The following is an 18,245-nucleotide window of genomic DNA, read 5'->3' as shown; positions in this document are numbered from 1 at the left end:
CTTTTCAATTTTCCCGGACAAAAGTGAAACAAAAATATAAACCTTTCTAATAAAGGACAAATTTATCCTTTATTTTCTCTAAATTGGCCTGTCCTAAGATTTCCAAAAGTAAAGACGCAACCCGTAAGAAGGATAAACAGAAGAAACACCCCAACAATTAGTGGAAACACATTGTTATGCTTTAATGAACCAAAAAAACAAGATTATGGAAAATCAACTCAATAAATACAGTCGCCTCATTACACAAGATGAGAGTCTGCCTGCAGCCCAGGCAATGCTTTACGCCATTGGAATGAGTGAAGACGATCAGAAAAAAGCACAGGTGGGTATCGTGAGTACCGGATTTCAGGGCAACCCATGCAATATGCACCTCAACGACATCGCCACATCTGTAAAAAAGGAAGTGGACCAACAAAAAGACCTTTACGGGCTGATATTTCACACAATTGGGGTAAGCGACGGCATCACCAACGGAACCGAAGGCATGAAATACTCTCTTCCATCCAGAGAACTTATTGCCGACTCCATAGAAACCGTTGTCAGTGCCCAGTTTTACGATGCCGTTATTCCCATCGTGGGGTGCGACAAAAATATGCCGGGAGCCATGATTGCTTTGGGACGCCTAAACCGACCTGCCATTCTGATGTATGGGGGAACAGTAAAAAAAGGAAGCTGGAAAAACAAGGATCTGAACATCGTTTCGGCCTTTGAAGCCTATGGAGAAAAACTACGCGGAAAAATCTCCGATTTCGATTATAAAGGTATCATCAGGCACAGCATTCCCGGTGCCGGAGCCTGTGGTGGAATGTACACCGCCAACTCCATGGCTGCTGCCATCGAATGCATGGGCATGAGTCTGCCCTACACCTCATCCAACCCTGCTGTGAGCCCTCAAAAAAAAGATGAGGCACAAACCATGGCATCTGCAATCAAAGCGGTGCTGGAGAATGATATCAAACCCCGGGACATCATGACTCGCAAAGCTTTCGAAAATGCTATCACACTCATCATGGCTCTGGGCGGATCGACCAACGCAGTTATTCACCTTATTGCAATGGCCAAATCAGTCAATGTTCCACTCTCTATCGACGACTTCCAGGAGATAAGCAATAGAACCCCCTATCTTGCTGACCTTAAACCAAGCGGGAAATTTCTGATGGAAGACCTGCACAACATCGGAGGAATTCCTGCAGTCATGAAATTCCTGCTACAAGAAGGGCTGATAGATGGAACCCCCATGACCGTAACCGGAAAAACTGTTGGCGAAAACCTGGAATCGGTCACTGACCTTTCGGGAGGTCAGAAAATCATCGCCCCGGTGAGTCACCCAATCAAGAAATCGGGGCACATTCAGATTTTGTATGGAAACCTTGCGACAGAAGGGGCTGTAGCAAAAATTACCGGCAAAGAAGGAGACCACTTCAGTGGTCCGGCCCATGTTTTTGAAGATGAAAAAGAAGCCATTGAAGGCATAGGAAAAAACGTGAACCCAGGTGAAGTAATTGTGATACGAAACAGTGGTCCAAAGGGTGCTCCCGGCATGCCGGAAATGTTGAAACCCACAGGAGCGGTGATGGGGGCAGGTTTGGGCAACGATGTGGCACTCATTACAGATGGACGGTTTTCAGGTGGTTCTCATGGATTCGTCGTGGGGCACATCACACCCGAAGCATATACTGGTGGGTTGATTGGATTAATAAAAAATGGCGATATCATTACCATTGACATCAACAAAAATCTAATTGAAGTAGATCTTTCGGACCAAGAGATAGCCAAACGGAAACAAGATTGGCAAAGGCCAGTGGAAAAACCCGCGACCGGAATTCTTAAAAAGTTCAGAAATTCAGTCGCCTCAGCATCTCAGGGTTGTGTGACCGATGAATAAGGTTGAAAGAAACCCCCTAAGTCTCCCAGTGAGAACTTAAAACAACAGGTTAACTGGTGCGATTTTTTATGCTTGGCACCACACTATCCAGGACAAAGAAGGAATTATTCGTGGGCAGTTTAAACATACATACGAATTAAAGCCTATCCCCTACCCAATGGTATTTTCCCGAATCAATTTTTCCAGCCAGGCATTTGCATCCGGCGCTCCCTCTTCCGGGGACCAGGGTGCAAACTGCTTATCGCTGACAGGATTATATGGTCCGTCTTTCACCTCATAAACTACCGTTCCTCTTTCCAGAGAAATAGCCATGTGCCATTCGCCAGGCCCAATCTCAACGGCAAACTTTCCTGCCTTTTGATCCAGCATCTGACGATGAACAACCGCTCCTTTATCATCAAAAAACAACATCAGCAGGCGACCACGAAGCAGTATAAAGACTTCTCTCTTTGGGGGATTCTCATGCTTGTGAGGACGAACATAAGTTTCGGGTTCAAAAGCATTAAGCATCCGTTGCAAAACATCTGCGTCACCAAAATGGTAATTCAGATTCTGTCGTTTCCGCTCCGAAGTATTTGCTTGTTCGGAAAGACGATCCAACAATTTCTGGTCAATTAATTTCATTGGCAAGAATTTCTAAAGTATTGGTTAAATACGTGATGCTTTTTGCCTAACTCTTTCAACACTCCGCATTCCACTTCAAACACCTCACAAAAAGCGTTTTTTAAAAAAACTTTTGTGCTTCCGCGTTTAAGTTTTTATAGGCGATTAACTTTGTGACGGATTTGAAAAACCAACACTCCCTCATTATTGCATATACTATTTGATTAATCGGAGATTGTATGGGTACCGATAGGAACGCCCCTCATTGGTTTCCATAATGGCCTTAATTAAAAAAATTACGGTAAAAACCACAATGGCAATCAACAAAGGGATTCCAATTAACACCACACTTAATGCCCCTGCAACCATTACAGCAATGGAAACAGTAATCTGAAAATTTAGTGATTCTTTTCCCTCCACATCAACATGAGGATACTCATCCTTTTTCAAAAGCCAGATGACCAGGGGGCCAATCACATTTCCAAAAGGAATTAACAGCCCCGCAAAAGCAGCAAGGTGACAATACATTCCCAAATTTTTTTCATCAGTTGTCATAACTCAAAAATATTTAAAAGACTTTTTAATTAGCCATTATCGTCTGGTATAAAATTATCCTTTTTTCTAATGATTCTCAAATAAAAACAAACCTGTACTTCAAGCCTCTCAAGAAAACCACATAGCTCTCCTCATACAATCTACCCAATTAATCAAACGCATACATTCTTTTCAGAAATCATCTCAAAGCGGATAAAATTCTAATAATCACCCTCCGGAACGCTACATTATTATGGAAAACCCGGAAGTATTTTAATAATTTTTACCAGTTTACTACAAGAAAAAACACATCTCAAAAAAAACATTAACTTTGTTTTTCATAAAACTCATTTCCAATGCTCTCAACCAAATTGACCATACTGATTGCAGACGACATGGACAGCATTGCTGAATTCATTAAAGCACAGCTCAATACTCTCAGCAATGATATTGATTTCCGGCGGGCACGTGATGGTTATGAGACCTACCGTTTTGCACTGGAGACCAGTCCTGACATTATACTGCTCGATTGGGAGATGCCCGAAATATCGGGGATGGAAGCATTGAAAAACCTTAAGCTCAATCCCCAGACTCAGGATATCCCGGTTATTATTATTTCCAGCTTTTCCAGTTCAGACAAAGTAAAAGAAGCTTTAGAAGCCGGAGCTATTGATTATGTCAGAAAACCCATCGAAACAGATGAACTCATAGCCCGGGTAAGCTCTGCCATGACGCTTGCCAACACACTCCGGGAACTTAAAATTCAAAAACAACAACTTGAATCTGAACAAAAAAAAACGCATCACATACTCAAGAACATTTTGCCTGCCGAAATTGTCAAATCACTTAAAAGTGGAGTAGTCGTTCAGCCCCGTCCCTATCGAAACGTAACCATTATCATGGCCGATCTGGTGAATTTCACCGAAAAAGCCACGCGTATGTCGCCGCGGAAATTGCTGGATGAATTGCGAATCATCTTCACCAAATTTGATGAAATTTCCCAAAAACACAACTGTGTAAGAATAAAAACCATAGGCGATGCTTACATGGGCGTCAGTGGGATGTTCAGCAACTCCAAGGAACACGCTCTCAGGGCAGCAAAAATGGCCTGCGAAATGAGGGATTTCATTCGTGAACGAAACAATCAAAAAGGGGTGCAATGGGAAGTTCGGATAGGATTAAACTCAGGTGAAATTATTGCCGGCTTCATCAGTGAACACAACTTATCCTACGATATTTTCGGTGATAATGTCAACATTGCTGCCCGAATGCAAACTTACAGTGGCCCGATGCAAATAAATGTTTCCGATTCAACCCGGAAACTGCTGGTTCCACACTACAATTTCGTACGACGGGTTCCTCAAAAGGTAAAAGGAAAAGGCATGATTGAGATGTATTATCTCCACAAGCCCATTGAATCCATAAAAACCAAAAACAAGAAAATAAACGGAATTCAGAATCAATCTGTTTCCAATACCTTCTAAATCCTCCGGCACACACCACCCGTTTATGCTGAAACTTCAACCCAGGCTTATTTGCCCGATGATACTAATTTAGTCAATCGGGGGGGCTTCCAGACATTAACATACCCTAAAAGCTAACAAAATCATATGAATTTAGTTAGCTCAAAGAGCACCATCATCCAAAAAAACTTAAATATCGTCAACTCAAATACCTTCCCTTTTATTAACCCTTTTTCTGAAGGGTTCTGTATTTTATACGATGCGGTGAGGCATCCCCCACTCTTTTCTTTTTGTTTTCCTCATAATCTGAATAGCCACCTTCATAGAAATGAACATTTGAATTGCCCTCGAAAGCAAGTATGTGTGTAGACACCCGGTCGAGAAACCAGCGGTCGTGGGAAACAATAACTGCACAACCGGCAAAATCATCAAGCCCTTCCTCCAGCGCTCGCAGCGTGTTTACATCAATATCGTTGGTAGGTTCATCAAGCAGCAGCACATTGGCCTCTTCTTTAAGGGCCATAGCCATGTGCAACCGGTTTCGCTCACCACCCGACAGAGCAGCACATTTCTTCTCCTGATCGCCACCTGTGAAATTGAAACGTGCCAGATATGCTCGGGCATTAATTTCTTTTCCGCCCATTTTCAGGGTTTCGTTTCCTCCAGACACGACTTCAAACACCGATTTCTCAGGAATTATATCGGCATGAGACTGGTCAACGTAACCAACCTTAACGGTTTCTCCCACTTCAAAGGTTCCACTGTCAATTTTTTCCTGTCCCATAATCATGCGAAACAGCGTGGTTTTTCCTGCTCCATTGGGACCAATTACACCAACAATACCATTTCGCGGCAATTGAAAATCCAGATTGTCGAACAATAACCGGTCGCCGAAGGCTTTCGCCACATTATGCGCCTCAATCACTTTCTCACCCAGTCGGGGGCCATTGGGAATAAATATTTCCAATTTTTCCTCTTTCTGCTTCACATCTTCCTGCATCAGACTTTCATAAGCCGACAAACGGGCTTTCGATTTTGCCTGACGTGCTTTGGGTGCCATTCGAACCCATTCCAGCTCCCGCTCAAGTGTTTTTCTACGTTTGGAAACCTGCTTTTCTTCCATCTGAAGACGTTTGGCTTTTTGCTCAAGCCATCCTGAGTAATTTCCTTTCCAGGGGATGCCTTCCCCCCTGTCCAACTCCAGAATCCAACCGGCCACATTATCAAGAAAGTAACGGTCGTGGGTGATGGCAATTACCGTTCCCTTGTAATTCTTCAAAAATACTTCCAGCCATTGAACTGACTCGGCATCGAGGTGGTTCGTCGGCTCATCAAGGAGTAGGATGTCCGGCTCCTGCAGCAACAAGCGGCAAAGGGCAACGCGTCTTCTTTCCCCACCTGAGAGTTCACTGATCGGTTGGTCTTCCGGCGGACAACGCAATGCATCCATTGCACGCTCCAATCGGGAATCCAGATTCCAGGCATCGTATTGGTCTATCTTTTCCTGAAGTTTGGCCTGTTCATCCATCAGTGCCTGCATCTTATCCGGGTCTTCAAGCACTTCGGGATCGGCAAATTTCAGATTAACCTCCTCATAGGCTTTTAAAACATCCACTACTTCTTTTACACCTTCTTCCACCACCTGTCTCACTGTCTTCTGTTCGTCCAGGTGAGGCTCCTGCTCCAGATATCCGACCGAATACCCGGGAGAAAAAACCACATCCCCCTGATATTCTTTTTCAACACCCGCAATAATTTTCAATAGTGTTGATTTTCCCGATCCGTTAAGACCAATAATCCCAATCTTAGCCCCGTAAAAAAACGAGAGGTAAATATCTTTCAATACTCTTTTCTGAGGGGGATAAATTTTACTGACCCCCACCATACTAAAAATAATCTTTTTGTCGTCGGGCATATTTTTCTTTTTTCTTTGTTTCTTAAACTCTGATTACGCAACAAAACCCGTTGGGATAAAATCCCCAACAGGCTTTGAAAAGACTTCGCCAGATAGCAACTCCTATCTTATTTTCTTTAAATCTTTCTCCTGAAATGCATCATCCTGGGCCTTCTTCATCATTTCATAATCAAAATAATAGAAATGTGGATCACCGGCACCCACCAACATTTTATAAACCCTTGCTCTGATACGGGTTTTTTCGGGGCCAACTTTATGCAGAAACACCACATCCTCCCGCTTATCAGCAATAGCCTGGGCAACCTCGTCTCTGGAAACAATCTTAAACTGATGCGGATAAATATCACGAATCTCTGCCTCTGTATCTATCTCACTGGCCAACTCTTCTTTCGTCAAAAAAAGCACCTTGTTCTCCAAATCATCCTTTTTATTTTTGTTGTAATAATTAAAAGGATTCGAATTAATCAACGAAGGATCGTTCAGCATTAATTGTACATGATTTTGCATAAACCGGATGAAAGCTTCGATCTTATAGCTGTAGCTGTCGTCCTCAACCTGCTCGTATGCCAACGGCAAGGAACACAAATCAGGCATATTACGCACTTTAGCAGCACGCTCTGCCATCAACAGACTCATAAAATTATATCTTGCTTTGGTTCTGTCTCTTTCGAATGAAGCTTTGGTTATCATCAGAAAGGAATAGGAAGGGTTGTTTCGGTAGGCTTCGAATTCTGCATCATTAATAAACTGATAATCGGTAAGGGTCCAGGAATTTTCCATCACCTTTCGGATGGCCATATTAAAATCACTCATCGGATTTTTTTCCAGCAACACCAGGGTTTTACTTTTCATGAAGTTTTGATAATCCTCTGCCTCAGGAACATGCTCCTGAGCTCCGAGAACAAGAGACATTATTGCAAATAGGGTAACCAATAAAACAACTCGTTTCATATAATATCATTTTTCGTTTCTACATAAAATAAAAGGCTCACCACCTCTTTTACTTAAATTGCGCTGTCAGGTTACGCACAAAATGTATTTTAAAAATGTTGAAAACTGAAGATAAATTCTCAATTGGAATCAGCCCTGCTTCCAGCGACAACAGAAAAATTACGCAACCTCATAAATAAAATCAAAGGCCAACCATCAGGGATCAAAATTAAGGAAAAATTACCATCTTTATAACCGGAATAGATAAAACTGTTTTTCACTTTTGTCTAAACGGTCTGAAAAAAAGCTACATTTACCAATATTACCAATTCCAAATCTAAACTATGCTTACTTCTTTTTTCAATCAAATAATCAGCCAATTCATCCCCGAAAGGGAAGACAAGGCAGACATGGATTCCAAAACCAGATCCTTATTACTGAATATTACCAATTTTCTTTTTTTTATTACCGTACTCGCTCAGGGAATTATTTCACTGGTTCATGAAAACCTTATACTTGCAGCGCCTTTGTTAATTCTGGCAGTTACATTTGCCATCAATTATTATTTCAGTTCCAGGGATGAACAGAATTTACGTTTCCAGAATATTTTTCTGCTCATACTGGGCCTTACCTTTGTCTTTTTCCTAATCACAGGTGGAACCACCGGCATAGACGGTTACTGGTCCGTGTTTTTTCCACTCCTGACAATGACCATTAGTGGAAGAAAGAGAGGGAGTTACTGGGCTATTATACTATTTGCTTTTATTCTTATATATTTTATTGTGCCCATACCCCCTGCTGCCTGGATGAATTCCTATTCCATGGAGCAGAAACTGTTTCTCTCCTTTTCTTTTATTATGGCTTTTTTTATTGGTTATACTTTTCAGTTTATTCGTTCCGAAGTATTTCTTGAAAAGGACAGACAAATACTGGAATCGGAAAACCAAAACCGGGCTCAGGAAAGTCTGATAAATAAACTTTCGTACCAGATACGTACTCCTCTAAACAACATTACCGGAATCCTGGAAATGCTGGACAATTCTGTGATGAGCGACCAGCAAAGAGACTACCTGAATACCATCCATGCCTCAACCAACAACCTGGTGGATGTGGTCAACAATCTGGTATTCTCATCTAAAACGTTCTCACACGACCCCGAAAACATCACCAGCTTTAACCTTTATACTACGCTCAACAATACCATTCGCTTATTTTCCGGAAAACCTGCTCATAACAGAATCCGTTTCAACCTTTCACTTTCTGCAGATATCCCTTCTTCAATAACCGGCAACAGCATAAAAATCAAACAGATTTTCCTTAATCTCATCAACAGCATCCTCAAAAACAACAATCAAGGCAATAAATATGTAACCATTGAAGTTTCGCGACTCGACAGTATGCCCGGAAAAGTTGAATTGCAGTTTCGTATAGTTACCAATATGGTGGTGCCTTCCGATAAAACAAGAAGTAATGAAGGATTCTACAACCACACTGACCTGATACGGATCAACAACAGCAGAATTATTGACCTGCTTGACCTGGGCATAACTCTTAAAATCGTTGAGTCCGAAGGAAGAACTTTCACCATTTTATGTGATGAAGAAAAAACCGTTTTTGAGTTTGCTTCATCCTTTACCGAGGGGCAACAAACCATCTCCGAAGAAGAAAGCCCCAAAAAACATAATGCAATTGATTCACCTGAAAAGCCGGGAGTTGACCTTAAAAACGCCAGCATTCTTTTGGCTGAAGACAACATCAGCAACCAGCAAATTATCATTCTTTACATCAAAAATTCCGTTAAAAAAATTGATGTGGCTTTTAACGGGAAAGAAGCTCTTGAAAAGTTTGGGCACAGCAAATACGACCTGGTTCTTATGGACATTCAGATGCCTGTAATGGATGGACTTAAAGCGACACAAAAAATCAGAGAGATTGAACAAAGCACCAATTCGCATACACCTATCATTGCGGTAACAGCCAATGCTTTCCCCGAAGATAAGGAACGCTGTCTGGCTACAGGAATGGACGATTATATCAGTAAACCTTTTCAGCCTGATGAATTACTTCAGCTTATTAAAAAACACTTGTCCTAAAAGCCTACAAAACCACAAACAACCAGCATAACATCATTTTCAGCACTTTATATTTTAGAAACCTACTTTTCAGCCGATAATAAAAAGCTTAATCACTTTCCTGTGATCTTAAGTTTCTTATGTGTTAAAAATCCGTCCCCTTAAAAAAAGTGTCAGCTCTTCTCTGAGTTGTCGAACTTAAGGCTTTCAGGAGAGGAGTTTCCCAGTGGCTTAAAACCAATAATAAGCATATCATCAACCTGTTCAATACCTCCATCCATCCATTCTTCAATTTTCTGATGCAAGAACGTTTTCTGTTCTTTAAAGGCCAACCGGTGAATATGCAGCAGAAGCAATCTGAACCGTCGATATTTAAACTTCTTATAGTCAGAACCTCCAAACTGGTCGGGAAGCCCGTCAGAAAATAGATATACCACATCATCGTCTTTCAGAAACACTTCTTTCCGTGTAAAGACAGGTGATTCGCCATCCTTGAGGTATCCAACCGGAAACCTGTCGCCTTTATAAGTATGGATTTCATTGTCTCTAACCAGATAAAATCCATTGTAAGCTCCGGAAAAATCCAACGTTTTCTGCTTTCTGTCAATTACAATCAAAGACATATCCATTCCATCATTCACACGGTTTTCATCCTCATGGGCCTGCTGCTGTCGGTGAAGGGTCCGGATTAAATCTCCATTCATTGTTTTCAATATTTCGGAAGGAGATTCCAATCCCTGAACTTCCACTATGTTTTTCAGCAGATCGATTCCAATAATAGACATAAATGCACCCGGCACACCATGTCCTGTACAATCTACGGCTGCCACGAAAACTTTATCCCCTTTCTCGTGAAACCAAAAAAAATCACCACTTACAATATCCCGGGCTCTCAGATAAACAAAAGATTGAGGAAATATCTCTGCAAATGAGGCCTCCGAAGGGGTCATTGCTTTTTGAATGCGGCGCGCATAGTTGATGCTATCAGTAAAACTTCGATTGATTCTGGTCAGAATTACCCGTTGTGCTTCAATCTGATTTTTATTCACCGTTTTTTCCTGAAGTTCTCTGTTGGCTTTTCTGTAATGCCTTACTCTATAATTCACAAACAGATGAAGAATGAAAATCAAAGCCAGAATATAAAAGGCAAAAGCATAATTTGACATCCAAAGAGGAGGATTAACGATTATTTCCAGCACCAAAGGTTCATTATTCCAGGTAAAATCATTATTTGAGGCAATAATTTTCAACGTGTACTCCCCGGGAAGCAAATTTGAAAATGAAACATTATTCTCATAAGTCACCGGACGCCAATCGGAATCATATCCCTCTAAAAATACACGGTATCGGTTTTTGGAAGGCTGGGTGAATTCAAGGGCCGAAAAATCAATTTCCAAACTGGTAAACGCCCGATATTTAAAACTGATTTCGTCCTGAAATGGCCAAAAAGATTCTGATGTTTTACCTCGCCTGACAATTTCAATTTTTGTGATAGACACCGGTGGCTTATTCAAATTGTAGTAGATAGAATCCGGATGAAACCAGCAAATTCCCTGAGCACTTCCAAAGAACATTGTTCCGACCCTGTTTTTAAAAACACTATTTTGGTTGAATACATATCCCGGAAGACCATCTACCACATCAAAATTATAAGTGGTTCCGTCAGGATTAAGACAGGATATTCCCTTATTGGTGGAAACCCATGTTCGATTGGCATGGTCGGCTACAACGGCCTGAATCATGTCATTCTCCAGGTTCCTGTTCCCCTTCATCATCTCAGGTCTCGGCTCTTTTGGATCCAATCTCCATACTCCGGATCTGGTTCCGACCCAAATTTCTCCATTGTAAGCTAGTTCAAGTGACAATGCTGATATCCTGATAGTTGAATTATCGGGCCCATAAAAAGGAACCCTGAGAATTTGTTTGGTTTCACGATTCCAGACATTTAATCCACCGGAGGTTCCAATCCAAATGTTCCCTTCTTCATCGGTTGTGAGTGCGTTGATATGGTCGCTGAAAAGCCCTGCGATTTCATTCTCATCAAAGAAGTAGCTAAAAACATAACGACCATCGAACCGATAAAGTCCAAAACCGGTACCTATCCACAAATTCCCGTCAAAATCATTGATCAGAGAATAAATACGGTTGTTCTTAATCAGATTATCAATTCCAAGATCCAGTCCGCTGTTAAACTCAACAAAACGTTCCACGTTGGGATTCAGGTAATAAAGACCACAATTAGTACCTGCCCATAAAGTCCCGTTTTTATCTTTATATAGCACATATACAGCATAAGGATAGGATTGTTTTTCTCCATCACATTCAATCTCATAATGCCTAGCACTATTGCCAGATAAATTATATTTATAAATCCCAGAATCAATAGTCCCAAGCCATAAATCTCCATTATTATCCTGGAATATACTTTGAAAATTTAAGGACCCCAGATTTCCTTCCTCAAGAATCTCTTTGGGAATTGTCTGAACCTTCGGGGGAGTCAGGTTAACCTTCAACACCCCGTTGAACTTTGTTCCGGCCCAAATTATTCCTGAACGGTCCTCTAAGACAGAAGTAATATGATAAGACTCAAATAGCTGTTTACTTGGTATAAACCGTTCCCCATCAGAAGTCTGACTATAAAAATGAAGCCCCTGAGTGGTTCCCGCAAGGAGGTCTCCATTATTCAGGAGCAGTATATTATTGGCCAAGGGAATTGAACCCTTTTTTGCTTCTGCTACGGGCTTTTGTTTAAACTGCCCGGACTCTGACCGGCTCAAAACACTCACTCCCGAAGAGCTGGACATGAGCAGTGTTGTGCCCTTCCATCTCAACAAACCAAAAACTGCCTCGTGCTTTGAAGCCGCCGATGACGTCGTACACCCAAGTCGTGAAAAAAGTTTGGTTTTGATATTAAATCTGTTTAATCCGTCTTTGGTTCCCACCAGTATAGAACTATCTGACTCGGAAAGCAAGGGATAGGCGAAAGCCTCACGGACATTAAACACATTATTGAAGTGACCATAGTTTTCAAATCCCAGAGAATCGCCCCTAAAGGCAGACAGAAAAGACTGGGTTTTCACCCAAAGGTTGCCTGAATTATCCACCAACAAACCATATACACTATTCTCAGGAAGCGAATTGGCTGCCCCAGGATTGGCAAGAAAAGAAGTAAACTGACCGGTAGAATAATCCAGTCTGCTTAACCCGTTGTTACGGGTTCCCACCCACAGGTTATTGTCCTGATCCTGAACAATACATTGAATGTGGTTTCCCGATATAGAATACTTTTCGGATGGATTGTGTCTGTAGGTAATATACTTGTAGCCATCATACCTGTTCAACCCATCCTCGGTTCCAATCCACAAAAAGCCATAATTATCCTGAAAAACAGCAGTAATTGAGTTATTGGAGAGACCATCTGCTATAGTCAATCTTGGAATATCTGAATTTCCCGATAAGCCTGCACCGCAAACAATAATGGGAAAAATAAACAGAAAAGAAATATAACCGATTAGCTTCTTCACAATCAGGGAAATTGGCATAAATAATAGTCAGTCTCAGAACAACAAAAACGAAATTATAAAAAACATACCAATATTCAGCTATCTGCCATTAAAAAACCGGAAATGCACTATAGCATTCCGGTCTTTTTTTGTTAATTGGTGTCGGATTAAAATATTGGAATTACTTCACTCTGTTAGCAACAACAGACTTTCAAAAAAAACACCTAGCATTCTAAGCCAGCGATTCACTCCGGCACTACCGAATGGATTAAAATATTAAAACCCAACCATCAATGATGGCCTGACAAAATCTCCACAGAATTTAACTTCCGGTCGAAAGACGTACCGAAAAATTAGTCTTTAAATCCGACTTTTTCTTTAAACCATTCAAGATTCTGAGATTTAGGCCGTTCAAGTGGCAAGCCATACAATCGATCCCAAATAAGCTGAGTCAAAACTCCAAGGGCTCTAGAAACACCAAAGAGCATGGTGTAAACAGGATATTCGGTAATGCCATAACTGGAAAGTAAACTTCCCGAAATAGCATCCACATTAGGCCACGGATTTTTAACCTTGCCGGTTTCCAATAATATGTCGGGGACTACATCATATATTTTCTTCACTAGCTTAATCAATGGAGCTTCAGGAATATATTTATTGGCAAAATCAAGCTGAACAGCAAACCGCGGATCTGTCTTTCTCAACACGGCGTGGCCGTATCCGGGAATAACTCTTCCTGCTTCCAGTGTTGCTTTTGCATATTCCTGAACCTGTGCAGTTGTCGGATCATCAGTTCCCAATTCATCCATCAGGCGTTGCAACCAGTGCATCACATTTTGATTAGCCATTCCATGTAAAGGACCTGCCAGACCATTCATTCCGGCAGAAAAGCTATAATATGGATTCGAAAGTGCCGACCCAACCAAATGGGTTGCATGGGCGGATACATTTCCACCTTCATGATCAGCATGAATAACCATGTACAAACGCATCAACCTTTTAACTTCCTCACTATCGAATCCCATCATGTGAGCCATATTACCGGCCCAGTCAAGCGAAGGGTCAATATCAATATATTTTTCATCGTGAAAAACTCTCCGATAAATGTATGCAGCAATCACCGGCAAACGACTGATTAGATCCATCACCCCTTCATACATCGGATCCCAATAATCCCGTTTATCCATACCTGCCAGGTAAGCCCTTCGAAAATGGGATTCAGTGCTCATGGCCAGAATAGCCGAGTTAAACTGAATCATCGGGTGAGCACTTTTAGGTAAGGCATTAATTACATCAAATACATGTTGGGGAATATTCTGGGCCCGTTTTGCCCATGACTCGCTGATAAACTTCACATCATCGTCATTCGGCAACTCACCCAAAAGCATCAGATAAAAAAGACCTTCGGGTAAAGGCTCTCCTTCATCATTAAGCTTTGGAAGTTTCTCCCTCAGTTCAGGGATGGAATAACCCCGAAAACGAATACCTTCATCAGCATCCAGCTTTGATGTACAGGTCAAAAGTGAAACAACACCTTTCATCCCGGAAAACACCTGGCCCAAGGTCGTCTCCTGAATCGGAGAGTCTGCATATTCTTTTTGAAGCCTTTTAACAACCTCGGCCTGAGGCCTACCTATGGTAATCAATTTATCCTTTATGTAGTCCATATAAAACAATTAATAGTTATTTTTATTTGATTAATTCAGTCCCTGCCTATACAAACCAAAACCTGATAAACAAACAAAAAAAATTAAAAATTGTTTTAACAGTTAAGTTGGATTCCGGAAACACAACGAAACCTACATCATCACACAAACCACAGTAAAGATTCAACCACCTCTCCTACAAAGGATTACAAAATCTTGAAAGGTTGCACATAAACAAATCCAATATTTTAGTTATTTAACATCATCTGATTTCCGATAAAAAAAGCCGGAAAGCATTTCTGCATTCCGGCTGAATCTCCTGTTTTGTGCGAAAGACACCCAAATTTAAAAAGATGACTTTACGATATCCCATATTTGTTGTTGGATTAAAGTATTTTTCAGCCTAAAGATTTGATTGTTATCGCTTACAACCTCATACATTTTATTGATGTTTTCAATTGCAGTGTTCATTGATAAGCCATTAGACGAGTGTTTTAATACCCTTTCAAGTTCTTTATATATCAAATATGCCATGAAGGATACGCAGATATGCGCTTCTATTCTTTTTTTTAACCTATGAAAAATCGGCCTGATACGAAGGTCTGTTTTTGATATTCTAAAGGCTTTTTCAATTTTCCATAAATTATTGTAATTACCAATCACTTCAGCTGATGTTAGATCCGTATTGGTTAAGTATCCCTTCAATCCATCCCATTTCTGGTCTATCCCTAATTTTTCCTGATCTATGCTTACATTTATTTGGCCCTCAAGCTTCAAAAATTTATTGTAGCCTCGGTTATTGATGTTTGCTTTGGTCAGCTTCCCTGAAGAAAGTCGTTTTTCGAGTTTAGCAAGGCCTCTTTCACGGTTATATCTATCTTTTTTTGCCCGCTTGTCCGAATAGCTAATGTGAAGTATAAGACCGTTTTCTTTGTCAATTTTGGATAATTGACCATCAGCCAGTTCAAGAGCTAATATTTTAGATTTAATCGTGTTGGTTTCATTTTTGATGCGGGCGCCAATAATAAATCCATAGCCATTCTCAGCCAGCTGCTCTATGTTTGACTTCGATAAAAGCCCTGAATCAGCTATAACAATAGGTTTTTTTAACTGGAATCGTTCAGTATATTTTTCTAAAACAGGAATTAAAGTATTGCCTTCAAATGAATTGCCTTCAAACAGTTCATAGCCTATCGGATATCCGTCTCTGCCGACCAAAAGGCCTAGCATTATTTGGGGATTTTGATGCTTACCTTCTTTGGAAAAGCCGGCAATCCTGAAATCATCTGGCTCACTTGCTTCAAAATAAATAGTCGTCATGTCATAGAAAACAACACCTATCCTGCCACCAAGAATATTTCTCGTATAATCAAAAGAAATGTCTTCAACCTTCTTTTTTAATCGGCTGTTAAGTTTGTCCAAAAATCGATAGATGCTATAAACCGAAATATTTCGTTGACCTGTAATGCTAAGATATTTTGCCAAATTAAGCTTACTGCCTGGATGTGTTATTCGTGAAATAACAAGGTCTTTCAATAACGGTTCTCTAAGTTGCCCATAGCCAATATGATCATATATTTGTCCGAAAATAATATCTGGACCACAAACACGAATTGAGTCGTTACTCAATTCTGATATTACAGGTTCAGTCGGTGTATCAAACAAGGTTGCACCATAAAGCCGAGGCATCTCATATAATGCTTTTTGATAAAGCTTTTCTATTTCGTTTGAATTGGAGGAGGAACCTATGGTTTTAATTATTTTATTGCTCCTCCCGACCTTTTGAATAATTTGTATGCTGGTAGTACCGCTTTTATTCAGCTTTTTTCTAATAAACATGAAGCTAAAATGGTTGAGACACCCAGATTTAGCAAAAATACAAGATTAAACAACTGACATTGTGGTTTTTATGATTTTGCCTCTAAAAAACCGCACAAAACAGGAAAAAAATTAAAAATTGTTTTAACAGTTAAGTTGGATTCCGGAAACACAACGAAACCTACATCATCACACAAACCACAGTAAAGATTCAACCACCTCTCCTACAAAGGATTACAAAATCTTGAAAGGTTGCACATAAACAAATCCAATATTTTAGTTATTTAACATCATCTGATTTCCGATAAAAAAAGCCGGAAAGCATTTCTGCATTCCGGCTGAATCTCAAATTTCACTCAAAACAAAACTGTTTTCAGTGATTGATTATTTCAAAAACTGCAAATTATTTCCTTACAATTTTTTTGTATCCATAAACTGCTGCATCGCCCAGTTCCTCTTCAATACGGAGAAGCTGATTGTATTTAGCCATACGATCGGAACGGCTTAATGAGCCAGTCTTGATCTGACCACTGTTGGTAGCAACCGCAATGTCGGCAATAGTTGCATCTTCAGTTTCACCGGAACGGTGAGAAGTAACTGACGTATAACCTGCACGATGAGCCATTTCAATAGCATTCAGTGTCTCTGTAAGTGTACCTATTTGATTTACTTTAATCAGGATTGAATTGGCAGCTCCCATTTCGATACCTTTCTGGAGGTAATCTACATTGGTAACAAACAAGTCGTCACCTACCAACTGGCATTTATCACCAATCTGCTTGTTGAGTTTCACCCAACCATCCCAGTCGCCTTCGTCGCAACCATCTTCGATAGAGTCAATAGGGAATTTTTCAATCAATTCGGCAAGAAAAGCAGCCTGCTCATCAGAGTTCCGCTTAGCACCGTTAGGACCTTCAAATTTGGTGTAATCGTAAACACCATTCTCAAAGAACTCCGAAGCTGCACAATCAAGAGCTATAGAAACCTGACCACCCTCTTCCAAACGTCCGGGCTTGTACCCAGCATTTTCAACAGCTTTAATGATGCATTTCAATGCATCCTCAGTCCCGTCCAATTCAGGAGCAAAACCACCTTCGTCACCAACTGCAGTACTCAAACCACGATCTTTCAATACTTTTTTCAATGAATGGAAAACTTCTGCACCCATACGCAAACCTTCACGGAAGCTCTTTGCACCGACAGGACGCACCATAAACTCCTGGAAAGCAATAGGAGCATCAGAGTGGGAGCCACCATTGATGATGTTCATCATAGGAACGGGAAGTGTCACTGCGTTTGTTCCACCAATGTAACGATACAAAGGCAGGTCCAGGTATTCGGCAGCTGCTTTGGCAGTAGCCAGAGAAACACCTAAAATAGCATTGGCACCTAACTTACTTTTAGTTTTGGTTCCATCCATTTCAAGCATCTTATGGTCAACACCCACCTGATCCAAGGCACTCATGCCCAACAAGGCAGGAGCAATAACAGTGTTAACATTTTCGACAGCTTTCAAAACACCTTTTCCAAGGAAGCGGCCTTTATCTCCGTCGCGAAGCTCAAGAGCCTCGTTTTCGCCGGTTGAAGCACCCGAAGGCACAGCAGCACGACCAACGACTCCGCAATCAAGAGTCACTTCTACTTCAACTGTAGGGTTACCGCGAGAGTCAAGAATTTCGCGGGCATGAACATTAGCAATTAGTCCCATAATTTTATCTTTTTATTTCAGTTTAATATTAAATTTAAAGACACCCTATTGGCTTAACAAAAGATTTTCACCAATTCCATTTGATCGTCAAATATCTCAAGAACTCCTAAAATTGTCAAAAAAAAAAGGATAAAGCTCTGACCCTTTATCCCTTTTTAAGAACTTTTA

General features: G+C 40.8%; 11 protein-coding genes. 3 read left to right on the top strand and 8 right to left on the bottom strand.

Annotated features, from left to right (window positions below; translation table 11 throughout):
• Positions 1-205 precede the first annotated feature (205 nt).
• Positions 206-1,885 (top strand): dihydroxy-acid dehydratase, encoded by a 1,680-nt coding sequence (gene ilvD / locus QZZ43_RS14250; protein ID WP_291860739.1) that lies wholly within the window; start codon positions 206-208, stop codon positions 1,883-1,885.
• Positions 1,886-2,035: 150 nt separating this feature from the next.
• Here the strand turns inward: ilvD and QZZ43_RS14245 are convergent, their stop codons facing one another.
• Together QZZ43_RS14245 and QZZ43_RS14240 are read right to left on the bottom strand one after the other, a co-directional pair.
• Positions 2,036-2,509, bottom strand: a complete 474-nt coding sequence (locus QZZ43_RS14245) for a WbuC family cupin fold metalloprotein (protein WP_291860737.1) — start codon at positions 2,507-2,509, stop codon at positions 2,036-2,038.
• 195 nt (positions 2,510-2,704) lie between these two features.
• The gene (locus tag QZZ43_RS14240) at positions 2,705-3,043 is read right to left on the bottom strand and encodes a DUF4870 domain-containing protein (RefSeq protein WP_291860734.1); all 339 of its coding nucleotides are present in this window, start codon (positions 3,041-3,043) and stop codon (positions 2,705-2,707) included.
• Positions 3,044-3,378: 335 nt separating this feature from the next.
• Here QZZ43_RS14240 and QZZ43_RS14235 point away from each other — a divergent pair, with 335 nt between their 5' ends.
• The gene (locus tag QZZ43_RS14235) at positions 3,379-4,506 is read left to right on the top strand and encodes an adenylate/guanylate cyclase domain-containing protein (protein ID WP_291860732.1); all 1,128 of its coding nucleotides are present in this window, start codon (positions 3,379-3,381) and stop codon (positions 4,504-4,506) included.
• Positions 4,507-4,708: 202 nt separating this feature from the next.
• Here the strand turns inward: QZZ43_RS14235 and ettA are convergent, their stop codons facing one another.
• Both ettA and QZZ43_RS14225 read right to left on the bottom strand, forming a co-directional pair.
• The gene (gene ettA, locus QZZ43_RS14230) at positions 4,709-6,400 is read right to left on the bottom strand and encodes an energy-dependent translational throttle protein EttA (RefSeq protein ID WP_291860729.1); all 1,692 of its coding nucleotides are present in this window, start codon (positions 6,398-6,400) and stop codon (positions 4,709-4,711) included.
• A 102-nt stretch (positions 6,401-6,502) separates the two neighbouring features.
• A complete protein-coding gene (locus tag QZZ43_RS14225; protein WP_291860727.1) occupies positions 6,503-7,351 on the bottom strand; it encodes a hypothetical protein in 849 nt (282 codons plus the stop codon).
• A gap of 323 nt (positions 7,352-7,674) precedes the next feature.
• On the opposite strand from QZZ43_RS14225, the gene QZZ43_RS14220 reads away from it, so the two are divergent.
• The gene (locus tag QZZ43_RS14220) at positions 7,675-9,423 is read left to right on the top strand and encodes a hybrid sensor histidine kinase/response regulator (protein WP_291860725.1); all 1,749 of its coding nucleotides are present in this window, start codon (positions 7,675-7,677) and stop codon (positions 9,421-9,423) included.
• A gap of 152 nt (positions 9,424-9,575) precedes the next feature.
• Here QZZ43_RS14220 and QZZ43_RS14215 read toward each other — a convergent pair whose 3' ends face one another.
• The 4 genes from QZZ43_RS14215 to eno form a co-directional block, all read right to left on the bottom strand.
• A complete protein-coding gene (locus QZZ43_RS14215; protein WP_291860722.1) occupies positions 9,576-12,926 on the bottom strand; it encodes a two-component regulator propeller domain-containing protein in 3,351 nt (1,116 codons plus the stop codon).
• A gap of 332 nt (positions 12,927-13,258) precedes the next feature.
• Complete coding sequence (locus QZZ43_RS14210; RefSeq protein ID WP_291860719.1) at positions 13,259-14,572, bottom strand: citrate (Si)-synthase; 1,314 nt, start codon at positions 14,570-14,572, stop codon at positions 13,259-13,261.
• 324 nt (positions 14,573-14,896) lie between these two features.
• On the bottom strand, positions 14,897-16,390 hold the full coding sequence (locus tag QZZ43_RS14205) for an IS1634 family transposase (RefSeq protein ID WP_291860717.1): 1,494 nt from the start codon (positions 16,388-16,390) through the stop codon (positions 14,897-14,899).
• Positions 16,391-16,772: 382 nt separating this feature from the next.
• Positions 16,773-18,077 (bottom strand): phosphopyruvate hydratase, encoded by a 1,305-nt coding sequence (eno, locus tag QZZ43_RS14200; protein WP_291860714.1) that lies wholly within the window; start codon positions 18,075-18,077, stop codon positions 16,773-16,775.
• Between the last annotated feature and the right edge of the window lie 168 nt (positions 18,078-18,245).

The organism is Marinilabilia sp. (genome assembly GCF_016278715.1).
Lineage (GTDB): Bacteria > Bacteroidota > Bacteroidia > Bacteroidales > Marinilabiliaceae > Marinilabilia.
This window is presented reverse-complemented; position numbering and strand designations above follow the sequence as displayed.

Bases quoted from the DNA above. Each gene is read 5' to 3' on its own strand.
- ilvD (WP_291860739.1), top strand. From the start codon at position 206: ATGGAAAATCAACTCAATAAATACAGTCGCCTCATTACACAAGATGAG.
- QZZ43_RS14245 (WP_291860737.1), bottom strand. From the start codon at position 2,509: ATGAAATTAATTGACCAGAAATTGTTGGATCGTCTTTCCGAACAAGCA.
- QZZ43_RS14240 (WP_291860734.1), bottom strand. From the start codon at position 3,043: ATGACAACTGATGAAAAAAATTTGGGAATGTATTGTCACCTTGCTGCT.
- QZZ43_RS14235 (WP_291860732.1), top strand. From the start codon at position 3,379: ATGCTCTCAACCAAATTGACCATACTGATTGCAGACGACATGGACAGC.
- ettA (WP_291860729.1), bottom strand. From the start codon at position 6,400: ATGCCCGACGACAAAAAGATTATTTTTAGTATGGTGGGGGTCAGTAAA.
- QZZ43_RS14225 (WP_291860727.1), bottom strand. From the start codon at position 7,351: ATGAAACGAGTTGTTTTATTGGTTACCCTATTTGCAATAATGTCTCTT.
- QZZ43_RS14220 (WP_291860725.1), top strand. From the start codon at position 7,675: ATGCTTACTTCTTTTTTCAATCAAATAATCAGCCAATTCATCCCCGAA.
- QZZ43_RS14210 (WP_291860719.1), bottom strand. From the start codon at position 14,572: ATGGACTACATAAAGGATAAATTGATTACCATAGGTAGGCCTCAGGCC.
- QZZ43_RS14205 (WP_291860717.1), bottom strand. From the start codon at position 16,390: ATGTTTATTAGAAAAAAGCTGAATAAAAGCGGTACTACCAGCATACAA.
- eno (WP_291860714.1), bottom strand. From the start codon at position 18,077: ATGGGACTAATTGCTAATGTTCATGCCCGCGAAATTCTTGACTCTCGC.